At 47.0% G+C, this 16,388-nt stretch carries 14 protein-coding genes and 1 pseudogene; 7 read left to right on the forward strand and 8 right to left on the reverse strand.

Features of this window, described 5'->3' with window-relative positions:
- Window positions 1–101: 101 nt before the first annotated feature.
- Window positions 102–1,094 (forward strand): LLM class flavin-dependent oxidoreductase, encoded by a 993-nt coding sequence (locus MST20_RS16910; protein WP_243943662.1) that lies wholly within the window; start codon window positions 102–104, stop codon window positions 1,092–1,094.
- 47 nt (window positions 1,095–1,141) lie between these two features.
- On the opposite strand, the gene MST20_RS16915 is transcribed toward MST20_RS16910, so the two are convergent.
- Window positions 1,142–1,570 carry a cell wall hydrolase gene (locus tag MST20_RS16915; protein WP_041817143.1) on the reverse strand — a complete coding sequence of 143 codons (429 nt, stop codon included), beginning with the start codon at window positions 1,568–1,570 and terminating at the stop codon, window positions 1,142–1,144.
- 54 nt (window positions 1,571–1,624) lie between these two features.
- Between MST20_RS16915 and MST20_RS16920 the strand changes: the two genes are divergently transcribed.
- Window positions 1,625–2,578: a sulfurtransferase gene (locus MST20_RS16920; protein WP_243943885.1), complete on the forward strand. Its 954-nt coding sequence runs from the start codon at window positions 1,625–1,627 to the stop codon at window positions 2,576–2,578.
- A gap of 56 nt (window positions 2,579–2,634) precedes the next feature.
- Here MST20_RS16920 and MST20_RS16925 read toward each other — a convergent pair whose 3' ends face one another.
- The 3 genes from MST20_RS16925 to MST20_RS16935 form a co-directional block, all read right to left on the reverse strand.
- The gene (locus tag MST20_RS16925; protein WP_243943664.1) at window positions 2,635–4,032 is read right to left on the reverse strand and encodes a YcdB/YcdC domain-containing protein; all 1,398 of its coding nucleotides are present in this window, start codon (window positions 4,030–4,032) and stop codon (window positions 2,635–2,637) included.
- 86 nt (window positions 4,033–4,118) lie between these two features.
- Window positions 4,119–4,949, reverse strand: coding sequence for a DUF1835 domain-containing protein (locus MST20_RS16930; protein ID WP_243943666.1), 831 nt, complete (start codon window positions 4,947–4,949; stop codon window positions 4,119–4,121).
- Window positions 4,950–5,098: 149 nt separating this feature from the next.
- Window positions 5,099–5,872, reverse strand: a complete 774-nt coding sequence (locus MST20_RS16935; protein WP_243943667.1) for a glucose 1-dehydrogenase — start codon at window positions 5,870–5,872, stop codon at window positions 5,099–5,101.
- 171 nt (window positions 5,873–6,043) lie between these two features.
- Here MST20_RS16935 and MST20_RS16940 point away from each other — a divergent pair, with 171 nt between their 5' ends.
- Window positions 6,044–6,994 carry a trypsin-like serine peptidase gene (locus MST20_RS16940; protein ID WP_243943668.1) on the forward strand — a complete coding sequence of 317 codons (951 nt, stop codon included), beginning with the start codon at window positions 6,044–6,046 and terminating at the stop codon, window positions 6,992–6,994.
- Window positions 6,995–7,052: 58 nt separating this feature from the next.
- Here the strand turns inward: MST20_RS16940 and MST20_RS16945 are convergent, their stop codons facing one another.
- The 4 genes from MST20_RS16945 to MST20_RS16960 all read right to left on the reverse strand — a co-directional run bounded on the left by MST20_RS16945 (window position 7,053) and on the right by MST20_RS16960 (window position 12,856).
- Window positions 7,053–9,134 (reverse strand): glycosyl hydrolase family 18 protein, encoded by a 2,082-nt coding sequence (locus MST20_RS16945; RefSeq protein ID WP_243943669.1) that lies wholly within the window; start codon window positions 9,132–9,134, stop codon window positions 7,053–7,055.
- A gap of 90 nt (window positions 9,135–9,224) precedes the next feature.
- Entirely contained in the window at window positions 9,225–11,012 is a 1,788-nt protein-coding gene (locus tag MST20_RS16950; protein ID WP_243943671.1) for a glycosyl hydrolase family 18 protein, read from the reverse strand.
- A 377-nt stretch (window positions 11,013–11,389) separates the two neighbouring features.
- Window positions 11,390–12,124 (reverse strand): chitin disaccharide deacetylase, encoded by a 735-nt coding sequence (gene chbG / locus MST20_RS16955; protein WP_243943673.1) that lies wholly within the window; start codon window positions 12,122–12,124, stop codon window positions 11,390–11,392.
- A gap of 3 nt (window positions 12,125–12,127) precedes the next feature.
- Entirely contained in the window at window positions 12,128–12,856 is a 729-nt protein-coding gene (locus MST20_RS16960; protein ID WP_243943675.1) for a GntR family transcriptional regulator, read from the reverse strand.
- A 161-nt stretch (window positions 12,857–13,017) separates the two neighbouring features.
- Here MST20_RS16960 and MST20_RS16965 point away from each other — a divergent pair, with 161 nt between their 5' ends.
- The 4 genes and pseudogenes from MST20_RS16965 to MST20_RS16980 all read left to right on the forward strand — a co-directional run bounded on the left by MST20_RS16965 (window position 13,018) and on the right by MST20_RS16980 (window position 16,274).
- Window positions 13,018–14,352: a 6-phospho-beta-glucosidase gene (locus MST20_RS16965; protein ID WP_243943677.1), complete on the forward strand. Its 1,335-nt coding sequence runs from the start codon at window positions 13,018–13,020 to the stop codon at window positions 14,350–14,352.
- Window positions 14,339–15,625: a PTS cellobiose transporter subunit IIC gene (celB, locus tag MST20_RS16970; RefSeq protein WP_243943679.1), complete on the forward strand. Its 1,287-nt coding sequence runs from the start codon at window positions 14,339–14,341 to the stop codon at window positions 15,623–15,625. Before MST20_RS16965 ends, celB begins: the two co-directional genes overlap by 14 nt.
- 16 nt (window positions 15,626–15,641) lie before the next feature.
- Window positions 15,642–15,974 carry a PTS sugar transporter subunit IIA gene (locus MST20_RS16975; protein WP_243943680.1) on the forward strand — a complete coding sequence of 111 codons (333 nt, stop codon included), beginning with the start codon at window positions 15,642–15,644 and terminating at the stop codon, window positions 15,972–15,974.
- Window positions 15,971–16,274: pseudogene (locus MST20_RS16980) on the forward strand (PTS sugar transporter subunit IIB). The gene MST20_RS16975 and the pseudogene MST20_RS16980 overlap by 4 nt, the downstream one beginning before the upstream one ends.
- Window positions 16,275–16,388: the final 114 nt, after the last annotated feature.

Consider the following 16,388-nt stretch of genomic DNA (forward strand, 5'->3'; position numbering starts at 1 on the left):
TGTTTTGACTCATCTTGTTTTAACTCTCGCATTCTCTTCGATTTGACCCTCTCTGCTGTTTTTCATATGCTTGTCTTACTGAAAAGAAAGGCCGGTGACAAATGATGCAGCTCAGTGTTCTTGACCAGGTTCCAATATCAAAAGGCTCAGATGCATATTCAGCTTTGAAGCATTCTGCAGAGCTGGCGGAGCTCGCGGATCAATGGGGGTACAAAAGGTATTGGTTTGCCGAGCATCACAGCACACGCGGACTTGCCAGCACTGCTCCCGAAATCATGATCGCACACATTGCGGCAAAAACTGCAAACATTCGCGTCGGTTCGGGCGGCGTTCTGCTGCCTCAATACAGTCCCTTTAAAGTGGCTGAAAGCTTTCGGCAGCTTGAAGCCCTTTATCCCGGGAGGATTGACCTGGGGATCGGCCGCTCTCCGGGAGGCACAGCGAAAACGAGGCTGGCGCTGACAGACGGGGTTCATAAAAGTCTGCACGAATTCCCGAGACAGCTTCAAGACTTGTTGGCCTTTCTGACTGATTCCGTCCCTTCCGGACATGATTATTTCGGAATCAAAGCAGCCCCTTTGACGGATTCGCCACCGGAGGTGTGGCTTTTAGGGCTTGGAGAAAACAGCGCAAAATTGGCCGGTGACATGGGAGCGGGATATGTATTCGGGCATTTCATCAATTCCGCAAGAGGGAAGAACGCCTTTCAATCATACCGTGAAAGCTTTCGGCCTTCTCCTTTCTTTAAACGCCCCCAATCTTTGGCAGCCGTTTTCGTCGTTTGTGCGGAATCCGATGAAAAAGCTGAGGAGCTTTGCTTGAGCCAGGATTTATGGCTTCTCAGGGTTGAAAAAGGACTGGACAGTCTTGTCCCAAGCATTGAGGAGGCGAAATCTGCCGCTTACACAGCTGCCGATAAAAAAAAGCTTGCCCACAACCGCAGCCGTATGGTGATCGGGTCTCCTCGAACAGTCAAAAGAAAACTGCTCGAGCTCTCTGAACGGTATCAAACAGATGAGTTTATGGTTTTGACTAACGTTTACCGGTTTGAAGATAAAAAGCAGTCTTACAAACGACTGGCAGAGTTATTTTGATCAAAAAAACATCCCTTTTCACAATCCGTTGAAAAGGGATGTTTTTATTAAAACGTATTATAGACATTCTCACACTCTTCCGCTGTCGGCTCATAAAAACAATGCGCTTTAAAGCGGCCGACATGCGGCTGATTATACCACTGTGCGGGACACGCCCCCGCCGGTCTGAAATACCACAAACTGAACTTTGCCGGCCAAAGCCGCTCTCCGTTGATCGCCCTGCGCGCCAAGCGCCTTTCGCTTTCCCGCGCCCTTTGATAGAAATAACCGTGCGTCACGGCTTCAAATGCATGCGGCTGATGGATCATCTGCGGAATGGTGCGAAGTCCCACAAAGTCGGAACAGTTTGCCCTGATGCGGTTGATTCCGACATTTCCAACCATCAGCATTCCTTGCACGCCTTCGCCTTCAGCCTCCGCTCTCAAAAGTCTGGCCAAAAGATTGATATCTTTAGAAGAAGCCTGAACTACTGCCATTTTAGTCACCCCCATGATGTCGTCACCTTTATCATATTCTGTTTCATTTAGGTGATGACGATTTCGGAATTTATCTTTGACATTCCCCATGAAAGAAAGCTATTCTTCTATTATCAGAACCCGAGAAAAAACAAAGGGGAGCGGAGGGATCGCGAATTGTCAGTATTGAAAAGCCCTGAATGGGTACACAAACGACTAATGGAAAATCCGGACCAAACGGTTATTGTCGATGTGAGGTTTCATTTGACAAAACCGGACGAAGGCCGGAAAGCGTATACGAAAGGCCATGTGCCGGGAGCCGTTTACATTGATTTAAAAGAGGATCTGTCGCGCAATGCGGAAGTGCACGGCGGCAGACATCCGCTTCAAGGCCCTGACCTTCTGGCCGCAAAGCTTGGGAAAATCGGCATTGACCGGAAAACAGATGTCATTGTCTATGATGACCGCGGCGGTATGTTTGCAGCGCGCTTTTGGTGGCAGCTTCACTATCTCGGGCATGACAGCGTCTATATTATGGATGGGGGGCTGTCTAACTGGATCAAAGCGGGCTATGCGATGACCGCCGAGGTTCCCCGTCCTATCCAGCGCGAGTTTAAGCCGGCGCTCAGAGAAAACGAACTCCTTGACGCCGGAGAGGTGCTGAAGCGAATCGGCAGAAAAGACTCCATCCTGATCGATGCGCGCGATCCTTCCAGATACACCGGGGAAACCGAGCCTCTCGATCACCGGGCCGGCCATATTCCCGGGGCCAAAAACTTTTTTTGGAAAGGCAATCTGACCGAAAGCGGATTATGGAAAAGCAAAGAACAACTCAGACAGCACTATGCTGTTTTAGACCCGGACAGTGAAATTGTCGTCTATTGCGGATCGGGCGTATCAGCCTGCCCAAATGTGCTCGGCCTGAAAGAAGCCGGATTTGAAAATGTGAAGCTGTATGCCGGCAGCTGGAGCGATTGGATCAGCTACCCCGACCATCCGATTTCCACTGGAACAGAGGACGACATTTGATTTTACAAGAGACGGCGGCGGCCGGGGACCTTTGCGCCTCAGCCAGCCGCCGTTTATCACATGTTTTTGCTCATAAACGCCTTTCCGTCATGGGCATCGATAAAGTACGGGTAGACCGGCCGGTAGACAAGCCTGTAGAAGTCATCCTTTTCCCGACTGTAATCCCTTTCCCATTGCAGCTTCACATCAAATGCCGCTGCAAAAACGGCTTTCGCTTCTGCCTCTGAAATGGATGGCGAAGGACTCAGATCGGCCAGCGCTTCCGGCTCGATCTCCGGACCGTGATAACCGATGACCCTGCCGGTTGTCCGGCTGATACTGATATTGGCAGAGCCAAGCCTTAACGGCACCTCTTTGTATTGAAGATCAAATTGAAAAAAAGCGTTTTGCCTGCCCCCGTCATTTTCCGCCGGATGCATTCGAAAAAGCTGATCAGCGCCGGGATAAAGCTTGTACAAAAATTGCAGCGCCCGTCTCAAGCAGTCTTCCTCGCTCAAGGAAAGATGTCCTTCTGATTTGATGAAAGAAGCGACCCCTTTGAGCTTCCCTGACTTTTTGTCTTTCACGATTTTCAACGTATTTTGGTTCCTTATTTCAAAGTAGCCCGCTATACTCCGGTCTCTCGGCTCAGGATCGTTTCCCAGGCGCCATACCGTTCCAATTGACTCTCCCATATCGGTTTCACGGATTTTCCGCATCGAGGGAGCAAAGCCGATCATGTCATCGATATCAGCCTGACGGTCAGCCTCAGGCAGCACAGGGAGCGGCAATGTTTCCTCCTCATCCTCGTCTTCCTGCGCAGGCTTCATATGACGTTTTTCAGTGATATCGGCGGGATAGCTGAAAAACGGCAAGTCTGCCTCGTAAATGAGATGCGGGCGATCATCTCCCCCTTCATAAAGCTCACTGCGGACTTTTTCGACCGCCAATTCGAATTGAATATGTTTAAGATAATCGGCTGTCACCGATTCCTTATCAGCGATCTGCTTTGGAATGGAGAAAGAGCTTGTTCCGCCGTTATAGCGAAACTCCATCACCTCTCCGTTCTTGGCGACCTTGACGTAAAAGCCTGTTTGCGGCAGCGGAAGATCAAGGACAGTCTGAACATACGTAAAACGGACGAATTGTTCTGTTTCCTTCTTTTCATGGAAAACAAATTCATAAGACGCATTCGGGTAATGCTGTTCTGTAAACTGAAGGGCGATTTGCAGCAGCCTTTCCTCCGAAAGAGATTCCTCGACCGCCGGTTCATATTCTTTTGTCAAATTGATTAAGCGGCCGTGATGATCTAACTCCACCGAAATGTCCCGCTCCGGCACTTCAACGTCCTGCCAGGCGAAAAAAGCCCGTCTCTCTTTTTCGTCCTTTTCTCCGTAATCTTCGATCATGAGCTGATAATGCGTGGGAACCTTACTAATGGATTGCGCTTTTTGCTTTAACTGGTCACGAACCAAATCCTGTCTACCTCTCTTTCATTTTCATCTCCTTATGTATACGAAATATACCGTTAATCGTTTCATGAAAATTGAGATAATTGGATTTAACTGGTGAACTTACATGGCGATTTTAACCTGACGCTAAAATACCTCATTCCTTTTGGTACGCCTTCCATCTCAAAAATACCTTTGCGGATCAGCTCTAAAATGCGGTACTCGATGAATTCATCTCCGATATTCTCTTCCAGATGGCCAATGACTTCGCCGATCAGGCGGGGACAGTTGATAAAGATGTTGGTAGAACGGTTTTTTTGAAGCTGTGCGAGCTTGCCGATGATGAACGAATCATAAAAGTCCTCTTTCACGCTTTTGATTCTGCCGTCTTCCCATACTCGCAACACGCTTGTCTGCTGAGACAGCGCTGTCCATTCCTCCGCAAGGCCCCGTCTTTCAGCGGCTGTCAGAGCCGCCTGATCCCCTTGTTCATAAATGAATCTCAGGTTTTCATCATTCAACTCACCAGAACTTCGGGTATGAGGAAAGTACTTCGACGTATTCAGATGGTAAACAGCCAGGTTCATTTGCCGAAGGATATGATGTACAAATCTCAGGCCCGTTTGTTCATGTACATGATCGCCCGTCCACATAAAGACAGAGGCTTGCTCCTGAATACGACTCAATGCAGAAACCGCATCTTCAAAACGGCTGTATATCTCTCCAAGCTCGTGAAATCGGTCCTTGAGATATGTTTTCAGCCATTCATAACGATTGACCCTGCCTTCTTTGACTTCCAGGTTTTGAAGCGGCCCGATGGAAAATAATTCAGGAAGAACGATCAGACTCTTTTCCTGGATTCCTCCCGACTGTTTGAGCATCATGTTTATACTGCCGCCGGCAGACTCGCCGAAAGCAATGTGAACGACATGGTTTTGCATCTTAATCTCCTTTTATTGAAAGTTATAGCATTAAAGCTATTAAACTCGTTTTTTAACTATTATATACAAAAACAGGATATAAAAGGTGACACAATGAAAAAGCCCCCATTCTGCCATTCGGACAAAACGGGAGCTGAAAAACGCGCTTGCTATTCCAGCTGTGACGGGTACAGTGTCATGCCGCCGTCAACGAACAAAGTCGCGCCCGTTACATAGGCGGCTTCTTTCGACACAAGCCATGCCGCTGCGGAAGCCACTTGTTCAGGCTCGCCAAATTCGTTCATCGGTATCTTTTTCAACTGTGCCGACTTGCGGCTTCCCTCCAAGTCTTCATTGCTTTCGGTCGCGATCGTTCCCGGCGCGATCGAGTTGACGCGGATTCCTTTGTCCGCATAATCAAGGGCAAGCGTTTCTGTCAAAAGCTTCATTCCGCCTTTTGAAGCGGAGTAATGAACATTTTTCGGCCTCGGAATTTGCTGATGAACGCTTGATATATTGAGTATGCTCCCTTCCATGCGGCGGTCCGCCATATATCTTAAAGCTTCCCGTGCGCCGAGAAACGCACCGGTTAAATTAACGTCGATCACTTTCTGCCATTCATCAAGTTCAAGATCGTGCGGGAAGGCGCCTGCACCGTTAAATCCTGAATTATTGACCATAACATCAAGTGAACCGAAGTGTTCAACTGCTGATGTAATCAGCTTTTTTATATCCTCTTCAGAAGACACGTCAGCTTCTACCGCAAGGGCGTTTCCGCCCGCTGCTTGAATATAGTCGACGGCTTCCCGTGCGCCTTCGCGATCGCTGTGATAATTGACAACCACATTCATTTTTTCTTTTCCAAATCGTTCTGCAATCGCCTTGCCTATACCTTTTGAAGAACCGGTCACAATTGCTGTTTTTCCTTTTAAATCACTATACAACCTAAATCCCCCTCAATTTCTTTTCTTCATGTCCATTACCCGGTATCAATATGATCAAACAAAATGCTAATTCACACCTTTAGTATGATCTTTTTTAATTATATGGAAAATTCAGAATTATTTTGTTAATATCTAACTTGTACTTACAACAAAATAAGGAAGTGATACAATTTGGTCAGTAAAAAGAGTGTTAAACGAGGTTTGATCACAGGTCTCATTGGTATTTCTATTTATTCTCTAGGTATCCACCCGGCCCAAGCCGCACCATCGCCTCATTCTCCTGTTTCAAGCGATCCTTCATACAAAGCGGAAACATCGGTTACCTATGATCCAAACATGAAAAGCGATCAATACGGCTCGTATTCAAAGGCATTTACAGGCACCGGCAAAGTGAATGAAACAAAGGAAAAAACGGCAAAAGAGTCCTCCGCAAAAGCTCCTTACAGCATTAAATCGGTGATTGGCCCTGATGATCGGACAAGGGTCACCAACACAACCGCATATCCGTACAGAGCGATCGTTCATATTTCAAGCAGCATCGGTTCGTGCACCGGATGGATGATCGGTCCGAAAACCGTAGCAACAGCCGGACATTGCATCTATGACACATCAAGCGGTTCATTTGCCGGGACAGCTACTGTTTCGCCGGGACGGAACGGGACAAGCTATCCTTACGGCTCTGTTAAATCAACGCGCTACTTTATTCCGTCAGGATGGAGAAGCGGGAACACCAACTACGATTACGGTGCAATTGAACTAAGCGAACCGATCGGCAATACTGTCGGATACTTCGGATACTCGTACACCACTTCATCACTTGTCGGGACAACTGTTACCATCAGCGGTTATCCAGGCGATAAAACAACAGGCACACAATGGCAGCATTCAGGACCGATTACCATCTCCGAAACGTATAAATTGCAGTATGCAATGGACACGTACGGAGGACAAAGCGGTTCACCAGTATTCGAACAAAGCAGTTCAAGAACGAACTGCAGCGGTCCATGCTCGCTTGCCGTCCACACAAATGGCGTATACGGCGGCTCTTCGTACAACAGGGGCACCCGGATTACAAAAGAGGTGTTCGACAATTTGACCAACTGGAAAAACAGCGCCCAATAACACACGAAGACAGCCCGCTTCCTTTTGGAACGGGCTGTTATATCTTACGGCTGAAAACTTATTTCCCTTTAAGCCTGTACTTTTTGCCATCTATTGATATCGTGAAATTTGAAGGACCGCTGATCGGCAAATAATAGACAAGCTGAAACTCCGCCGCCTCACCTGGTTTAATCGTTTTCCAGCTTGATAGAGTCACTCTGATGCGGTGGAAATCTCCCGTCAGTCCTCCAATGTTCGGTCCCGTATGTCCTTTAGCAATCACTTCAACTTGATCGCCGCTCCAGCTTCCAAACCGAGGGGAAGTGGATGTCGGCACATCAAATTCGATAACAGAACCTCCCGTAATCGTGACATCGCTGTTATTGATCAGCTTCATGACCGGGTGGATCGGGTAATTTTGATCTCCTAATGGAAAGTTCGTCAGCTCTATGTCTGCATCCAGTGATTCATCAGGTAAAGGCGATGTGCTGAGCCGGTTATCGTATGGTGTTGTATCCGAGAATTTGTGATACAGCGTGCTCGTTAAAGTATTGCCGATATCGTATTCTCCTTTATTGCCGTTTCGTTCCGGATACCAGTCATAGTCACCGCTCAAATCCCAAAACATGACACCCCCGATTCCTTTATCAACGACATAATCCGCCTTTGTTTTGATCGATTCCTCATCCTCTGTCGATAGAAACACTTTCTTTTCTGAATTCCAAAGCCAAGGCGCTGCCAGCCCCGCGTCATAATGCCTTTGATAAGCGCCTGTCAAATCAGCTTTGCTCAATCCATACCTTTCCAGATAAGAACCGGCAATGCCCTTTTCAAGGTTTTTGGCGTGCCACATCGGGTTTGCCCCTGCTCCAATTTCATTCCCCTGCTCATCTTTATCATGCCAAATATTATCGATTCCGGTTGCTCCGTCACCGCATTGCCTGAGTCCTTGAGGACAATCTGCGCTTTTGGATGTTCCCCACAGCCCGTTTACTCCGCCGTTCACATTCTTCCAGCCTCTCGTATAATAAGGAACACCGATATTGATTCGCCCCGATTCCATAGCTCCTCTAAAATAATGGTAAGCCCAGTCCGTGTTTAAATATCCGATCCCTTCGTATTCCGGCGCAGTATATATGTTGGAATGCTTGAGTTCGGCATCTTCGCCGTTATCGAATAAAGAAGCGTTTGGTCCGACAAACTCATTCCAGGCTCCATGAAGATCGTAAGACATGATATTGACATAATCGACATATCGAAGCGGCTTAAACGTTTCCATCCCCCTTAGTAAATATGCCGATGATGGCGCTGCAATGGTCAGCATGTAGTACTTTCCATCTTCAGCGGACGCTTGATCAAGCTTTTCTCTTAATATTTTCATCAATACCTCAAAGCTTTTATTTAACCCGTTGCGCCGCGGATTGGCGATGTTCCAATCTGCCGGATTCCCTGCACCCTGCATCGATGTAGGGTACTCATAGTCAATATCGATTCCATCGATCTCGTATTTTCTGAGAAACGCAACGACCGATTCCGCAAAGGTGTGAATACCCTTGTGGTTAACAGATCCGTCTCCATTCGTTGTCATCGAATAAAAGCCGCCGCTTGGAATTCGCTTCCCGTCCTTGTCAACATAACCGCCGGTTTCGGCCCAACCGCCGACAGCCGCCAACACTTTCACATTCGGATATTTCTCTTTATATTGATGAATAAGGTTAAAATGCCCCTTATACGGCAATGTTTGATCCATTTTTACATCGGGATGCTCCGGCCAGGTCATCCCGATGGACGGGTTGTTCTCATCTGTCTCATCTCCGACTGAAATCCGATGATCTTCCCCGATGTGGGCAAACGCATAATTAATGTGGCTCAAGTACTTCCAGGGGATATCATTTACTAAATAACGATCTTGATTGCCTTTTCCAGTACGCCAGCTTGTAAAGTACCCGATGATTCTCCGGTCTAACTGATTGGCAAGCTTTTCACGGCCGTCCCGGTCGTATACATCGCAATACGGCACATGTTCAACGCCTGAGTCCAAAAGCCCTTCAGGACGGCAGTCCGGTTGTTCGTTTGAAGTCTCTGCGGAAATGTGCCGGTTCGGGATAAAAAGCGCAAGGAGCAGCACACAGGATAAAATAGATGAAGCGGCTATCTTCATGTTTATTCAGACTCCTTTGTCCATAAAGAGAGATGTGAGAGGCTGTTTCCCAAATCTCTCTTTATCGTTTTCTATCCATTTGACTTTCTCTTATTCGCAGCCTCCGACCAGCCGCCATACGCCCCATTCACCGGATTGATCCGGCCGGTCGCCTTTCGTCCACCATTTCGCTTCATACACTTTTCCGTTAAATACAACCCGCTCTCCGCCCGTGTATGCGTTCGTCTCTTTCCATTCGTCATATGAACATGCCTGGTCAGAATTTGTCGTGACCTCTACCGTTGGTCCGGTATGGAGCACTCCATCCGAGTCCTTTGCTGAAACTGTAAATGAGTAGGCCGTACCCGGCTTCAAGTTGCCGATTTCCGCTGATGTTTCTTTTACAGATATCGACTGGCTTGCAAATGACACGACATATTCCGTAATGTTTGCTCCGCTGCTCGGCGCATCCCACGCCAGGCTGACACTTGTAGCCGTTTTTCCGGTTACACGCACATTCACAGGTGCCGATGAAGGCGGCTCCGGATTGCCTCCGTCCGGTGCAAAATCTAAATCGGCTGCCAATTTATTGAGAAGCGTCCGATTGGAATCGCCGCTGAAATCCCAGAACATCGCTCCGCTTAATCCGTTTGCTTTAATAAAATCCGTTTTGTGGCCGAATGATTGTTCATCATCATAAGTGATGAAATTGCCATTTTCCGCGTTATACAAAAACGGCACTTTCGCTTGATCGTTCCAATACCTTTTATAGCCGTTTTTATTCACATAGTTCTTTTCAAGATCTGAAAAGTCGAATACTCCATTTTCCCATGTCCCTTCTTTCGCCGGTCCGCACTTCTGATATTCTCCGTGGCCGCCGGATTCACAACCGCTCCAGCCCCTTCCGTAGAACGGTGTTCCAAGCACTAATTTGTCCCCTTTGACACCGGCTTCCTTATAGCGTTTCACAGTGTTTTCAATGTTGTAGGTCTCAGCATTTGGAACGCCTGCTTCTTTCGCTTTTGAATCATAGAACAGCGGTGCATTATGGGCGCTTATGCTTTGCCATCCGCCATTAAAGTCATAGGTCATGATGTTAATCCAATCCACGGTTTGAGCGATTTTATCGAGCTCAGTGTTGCTCACATACTCCGGACTTGCACCGGATGCGATCGTCAGCAAGTATTCCTTGCCGTCTTTTGCTTCTGCAGCGTCAAGCTTTTTACGCACCTCTTGCAGGAGCAGCGTGTAATTTCTTTTATCTTCCGGCCGTGTGCTGTTCCCCGGCAATCCTCCGCTGACCGGATATTCCCAGTCAAGATCGACCCCGTCAAACCCGTATTTCCTTAAAAATTCAACGGCCGAAGCGGCGAAATTTCCCCTTGCCACAGGATCTGCCGCGACATCTGAAAAGCGGTTAGACCAAGTCCATCCGCCGACCGAGATGAACGTTTTCAAATGAGGGTGGCTCTTTTTCAGCTTCAGCAATTGTTTAAAGTTGCCGCGGATCGGTTCATCCCAGACATCCCCTGGATTTGACTTTTGCGCGTCAATCCAGGGATCGCCCATCACGATTGTTCCATTTGGCGCGTCGATCACTCCGTTTTCATCCTGACATGACCATGTTTGGGGATTGGGGCCTGTCGGATCGGGGTTCCCATGCCTTCCCTCCCAGCAAATATCAGCAAAAGCATAATTAATGTGGCTGACTTTCGAAACGTCCATATCCCAAACTTGAAAATTCCTTCCGTAAGCACCCCATGATGGATAGTAGCCGATAATTTTATAGTTTTTTCCGGAATCGGCTTTTGCAACTTCCCCATTTACAAATGACAAGCTCAGCAACATGACAAAAATGAAAGAAAAAACGAAAAACTTTTTGTGTTTGTTGACCAACACGATGTTCATCTCCTTTTCATCGAATTTTTTTGACAAGCCATGAAACTAGAAATCTCCTATTCCTCACCGCCTTTTTTGCTTGTTTTATATTTTTCCTTGTCATCATAGCTGCAGCTGCGCAGAAGCCAACAAGGGAAAACGCTTACAAAAATGGGTTTGATATCGTTCGGCGTGTTCGTTTAGAAGAGCTGAGAGGGTGAAACACGTATAGATGTCTATACATTTACATATAAAAGAAGACTTATTCATGGTGAAAGGCTCGCTAAATTTGTCATAACAAATTTATATTAATCAGAATTTTCTGAACTGTCAACCTAAAGATATTGACTACACAACCGCCGCTTTCTACCCCTTAAGGAATAGAAGCGGCGCCTCTTTCATAAACAAGCGTAAGATGCGAGGCGAATATCCGGACATTGTCGCAAAGCCGCTTTGAGAGAAGGTTCCGTCAGCAGTGAGAGTTCATATGCCCGTGGATAATGGAAGGACGATTTTTCAAGCAGACATTTATCGACGTAAGCCGGATGGCACATCACTTCAATCACTGCTGCGTCTTGATAATCATGAAAGAAGCTCGATAGATCCTTCAAACGGTCGACTTTCAGCTCAAAAGCATCGTTCGACCTTACGCCCTTCCACAGTGAAGGATGATCATGATTAACCTTTCTGCATGGCAGGTCATACTCTTTCGCAAGCTTTACAAACACCTCAGGGAGATTTCCGTATGTATGAATATGATGATGGCTGTCGATATGTGTCGGATTTAAACCAAAAGACAAAGCTTTCTCTATTTGCGCTTTCCACTCTCGGTATACTTCCTCAAGGTCAATGTCGAAGAACCCCTGGTAGTACAAAAGCTTGCGAAAATTCCCTTTTTCATCCGTTATCGTATGCAGTCCGCCGAGAATCGGGCGCCCGGCCGTCAATGTCAAGTGGACGCCGACGCCGAGTTCACGATTTTGCCGTGCGAGTTCGACGGCATGCTCCGCTTCTTGCATATTGACCATAAGCGTAGTCGAAGTGAGCACCCCGTGCTGAAAAGCTTCAATAATTCCAAGGTTGACTCCCCTTGAAAATCCAAAATCATCGGCATTTATGATTAGAGATTTCATCTTTCATTTCCCCCTTTGTCCATAATCACGTTCAATGAAGAACTCAACACGGTCACCGCGAAAATAGGCCATAGAGTACTCGACGACTTCTTCAGACGTCAAAAATGTTTGCGTTGATATCTGGAAGCAAGGTGTGCCTTGTGTAATATTTAAATGTTGTGCAATCTCCTCATCAGAAATCACAATTTTAATTTGTTCCTCTGTTCTTTTTATGTTGTTTCCTTGCCTGCTGATGCACTGGTAAAGTGAAATATTCGCCATTTCTTCCGTCACTTCGGGGACGAGATCCGTTCTGATATAGGCTGTTTCAAACTGGATTTCTTCATCGTCCGCAAAGCGGATTCTTTTGATTTGATAGACCATTTGTTCAGCGTCGATTCCGAGGCGGGTTTGGATTTTTTCAGCCGGCTTTATTTTTTGCAAATCAACAACTTTGATTTTCGGTTTAAAGCCTTGCGCCTTCAATTGCTCTGCATAGCGGAGGCTGCTGGAGCTCAAGATCTGCTTTACTTTTCCTTTGGCGACAAATGTCCCTTTTCCCTGCTTTCTGTAAATGGCCCCTTCCATAAGCAAATGATTCAGCGCGGTCCGCAGCGTCGTCCGGCTGACATCATACAGTTTGCAAAACTCGGACTCCGTCGGCAACAGGCTGCCCGGCGGATAGTAACCGCTTTCAATCTTATCTACAATATTTTGTTTAATTTGACTGTGGAGCTGTGGTTGTTTCGCCATACATGTTCTCCTTTGGGGTGATTTCGTAATTATAGAATAACACAAAAGGTTCCCCAAAAAAACAATTTGTCATAACAAATATGTATGGACAAATTTGTTATGACATGTTAAGTTTCAATTGTATGAAGCGCTTTCATAAAAAGACAATTAGGAGGGGGATTATGGCGCTGAAAGTAGTTGTTATAGGCGGAGGATCCAGCTACACACCGGAAATCATTGAAGGCATTATCAAGCGGCAACATCAATTTCCGGTGAATGAGATTGTACTTGTTGATATCGAGGAGGGCAAAGAAAAACTTCGCATCGTCTCAGAACTCGCGAAGCGAATGATCAGGCATGCGGGGGTTCCCATCGAACTGAACCATACAATAGATCGGGCGGAAGCGTTGAAAGGTGCCGATTTCGTCACGGTTCAAATCAGAGTCGGCGGACTGAAGGCGAGAGCTTTAGACGAAAACATTCCGCTCAGCCACGGCCTGATCGGGCAGGAAACAAACGGAGCCGGCGGCATATTTAAAGCTTTCCGCACAATCCCCGTCATGCTGGATATCGCTCGCGATATCCAAGAGATTTGTCCCGAAGCATGGCTGATCAATTTTACCAATCCGGCTGGCATCGTGACGGAAGCTTTGCTGAAGCACGGACCTCATCAAAAGGTCGTCGGGGTATGCAATATTCCTTACAACATGAAAAATAGCATCGCAGAAATATTCGGTGTGGATGTGAACCGCGTCATGATTGAATTCGCGGGCCTCAACCATTTTGTTTTCGGAAAAAGGGTATGGATCGACGGCATCGACCGGACGGAAGAGACGATTGAGCATCTGTTGAATGATCACTTCGGCTATTCGCCCTCCAATATTGCGGCGCTGCCGTGGAATCGCCAATTTCTACGGTCTTTACGTATGCTTCCGAGCCCGTACCATCAGTACTATTATCAACATGAAGATGCGCTCGCAAAAGATATCGAAGCGTACAATAACAACGGAACGCGAGCGGAAACCGTCATGGAAGTGGAACGGCAGCTGTTTGAGAAATACAAAGACGCCAAGATCCATGAGAAGCCTAAAGAACTTGAAGGCCGCGGCGGGGCTTACTATAGTGAATCAGCCTGCTCATTAATGAACTCGCTTTATCATCATTCAATGGATATTCAGACCGTGAACACACTGAATAAAGGAAGCATACCAGACCTTCCCGATGATGCGGTGATCGAAGTCAACAGTGTCATTACAAAAAGCGGACCGATTCCTCTGACCGTCGGAAAACTGCCTGCTGCCATCAGCGGGCCGATCTGCCTGATGAAAAAATTTGAACAATTAGTGATTGAAGCTGCGGTCACCGGCGACTACAATACGGCATATTCAGCCATGATCACCAATCCGTTGGTCTCTTCCGATCACATAGCGCAAAAGGTACTGGATGAAATGCTCGAGGCGCATAAACGTTACCTCCCGCAATTTTTTGAGGAGGTCCGTGCACATGAAACAAAATAAAATGATGGCATTCATCGAAGCAAACATCATGCCGATCGCCGGAAGGATCGGTTCCCAAAGACACCTGATTGCAATACGCGACGGATTCATCGCCATTATGCCGCTTATCATCATCGGTTCCCTCGCCATCCTGGTTAATAATTTTCCAATACCGGCGTTTCAAAACTTTATGACCGGCCTTTTCGGCGAGGGATGGACCGCTGTCGGCGGGGCGATATGGAATGGCTCTTTTGCTCTGTTGAGCCTTTTAGCCGTTGCGGCTGTCAGCTTCAAGCTGGCCGAGTCCTATCACACAGATGGCCTGTCTGCCGCATTAATCGGGATTGGCGCATTCGCCGTGCTTACGCCGACCACTGAAGACTTTGGCTTCTCAATGACTTGGCTGGGAGCACAAGGCCTGTTCGTCGGCTTAATCGTGGCTTTGCTGTCGACGGAAGTCTTCCGGCTGTTTTCCCAAAATGAGAAATTGAAAATCAAAATGCCTGAAGGGGTGCCTGACGGCGTCACAAAATCCTTGAATGCTCTATTGCCGGCTGCCGTCATCTTATCCACTGCCGGGCTATGTAATGCTCTGATTGTTCATTATTCGGGACAAAGCATCCATGAGCTTGTTTTCAGCACGATTCAAGAGCCGCTTCAAGGTCTTTCCAACACGGTTGGGTCAGCCTTGATTTTCACTTTCTTGAATCATTTGCTCTGGTTCTTTGGATTGCATGGAACAAACATCCTCGGGCCGATCATGGAATCCGTCTACCTCCCGCTCATTCAGGAAAATCAACACTTATTCTCGCAAGGAATGAGCGCTTTTGAAGTGCCGTATATTGTGACAAAGCCTTTCTTCGATTCTTACGTATTTATGGGGGGATCGGGAACGACATTGGCTCTGCTTGCCGGCATTTTAATTGCCGTGAAATCGAAGCACTACAAAACGATCGGAAAGGTGTCTCTCGCACCCGGCCTTTTTAACATCAATGAGCCCGTTCTGTTCGGCCTTCCTATTGTATTAAACCCGATCATGTTCATTCCGTTTATCTTGATTCCGTTGATTTTAACGATTACGTCATATGTCGCTTTGGCTTCCGGTCTCGTCCCGAAAACTGTCGCGATCCTTCCGTGGACGACGCCGCCGATTGTCAGCGGTTATCTTGTCACCGGAGGATCAGTCCGGGGAGTCTTTTTGCAAATCTTCAACCTGGTGCTGGCCACCCTGCTCTACCTCCCGTTTATAAAAGCGGCAGAACGTTCCGCCTTGCACCAGACAGAAAACGAATAAGTAAGGAATGAATGTTATGGCAGATACACTTCAATTGGAACAGGTCTCATTTAAAATCATCCTTCACGCCGGAAATGCGCGTTCTTCTGCAATGGAAGCATTGCAGCTTGTGAAACAACACGAATGCGAAGCCGGATATCAAAAAATACAAGAAGCAGAATCGGAGCTGAGCCAAGCGCATCAGGCTCAAACCCGCCTTCTGCAAAAAGAAGCACAAGGCGAAGGCCTTTCACCCAATCTATTATTAATCCATGCGCAGGACCATTTAATGACAGCCATGACTGTAAAAGATTTGGCGAAAGAAATGATTCATTTATATCAAGAGCTTCAGAAAGGAAGAGAAAAATGAAGATCGCACTTGTATGTTCAGCCGGAATGTCTACGAGTATATTGGTGAAAAAAATGCGGGAAGAAGCGAAAAACCGTTCATTGACGGCCGAAATTAATGCGTATGCAGAGGCAGAATTTGCCAAGCCATCTGGATGAAATTGATGTGATACTGATTGGTCCGCAAGTCAGGTATTTAAAAGGGCAAGTGACAGAACGTGCTGAGCCGTATCATACGCCCGTGGCCGTCATTGATCAAATGGCTTATGGAATGATGGACGGAGCAAAAGTGCTGAATCAGGCAATCAGCCTTGCAACCTGATGCCTCCTGCAAAGAACCGCGTTTTCTTTGAAAACGGGTTCTTTTTTTTGAAGTTTAAAAGAATGATTTTTTGAAAGCGTTTGTTTTTGTATAATTATTGGTAAAGGATGTGAT

It is taken from the genome of Bacillus sp. B19-2 (assembly GCF_022832475.1).
Taxonomy (GTDB): domain Bacteria; phylum Bacillota; class Bacilli; order Bacillales; family Bacillaceae; genus Bacillus; species Bacillus paralicheniformis.

What these genes read in the sequence shown, in the direction of transcription:
- chbG (WP_243943673.1), bottom strand. Translation starts at nt 12,124, where the DNA reads ATGAAATCTCTAATCATAAATGCCGATGATTTTGGATTTTCAAGGGGA.
- MST20_RS16960 (WP_243943675.1), bottom strand. Translation starts at nt 12,856, where the DNA reads ATGGCGAAACAACCACAGCTCCACAGTCAAATTAAACAAAATATTGTA.
- celB (WP_243943679.1), top strand. Translation starts at nt 14,339, where the DNA reads ATGAAACAAAATAAAATGATGGCATTCATCGAAGCAAACATCATGCCG.
- MST20_RS16945 (WP_243943669.1), bottom strand. Translation starts at nt 9,134, where the DNA reads ATGAAGATAGCCGCTTCATCTATTTTATCCTGTGTGCTGCTCCTTGCG.
- MST20_RS16965 (WP_243943677.1), top strand. Translation starts at nt 13,018, where the DNA reads ATGGCGCTGAAAGTAGTTGTTATAGGCGGAGGATCCAGCTACACACCG.
- MST20_RS16975 (WP_243943680.1), top strand. Translation starts at nt 15,642, where the DNA reads ATGGCAGATACACTTCAATTGGAACAGGTCTCATTTAAAATCATCCTT.
- MST20_RS16910 (WP_243943662.1), top strand. Translation starts at nt 102, where the DNA reads ATGATGCAGCTCAGTGTTCTTGACCAGGTTCCAATATCAAAAGGCTCA.
- MST20_RS16930 (WP_243943666.1), bottom strand. Translation starts at nt 4,949, where the DNA reads ATGCAAAACCATGTCGTTCACATTGCTTTCGGCGAGTCTGCCGGCGGC.
- MST20_RS16920 (WP_243943885.1), top strand. Translation starts at nt 1,625, where the DNA reads ATGACGATTTCGGAATTTATCTTTGACATTCCCCATGAAAGAAAGCTA.
- MST20_RS16915 (WP_041817143.1), bottom strand. Translation starts at nt 1,570, where the DNA reads ATGGCAGTAGTTCAGGCTTCTTCTAAAGATATCAATCTTTTGGCCAGA.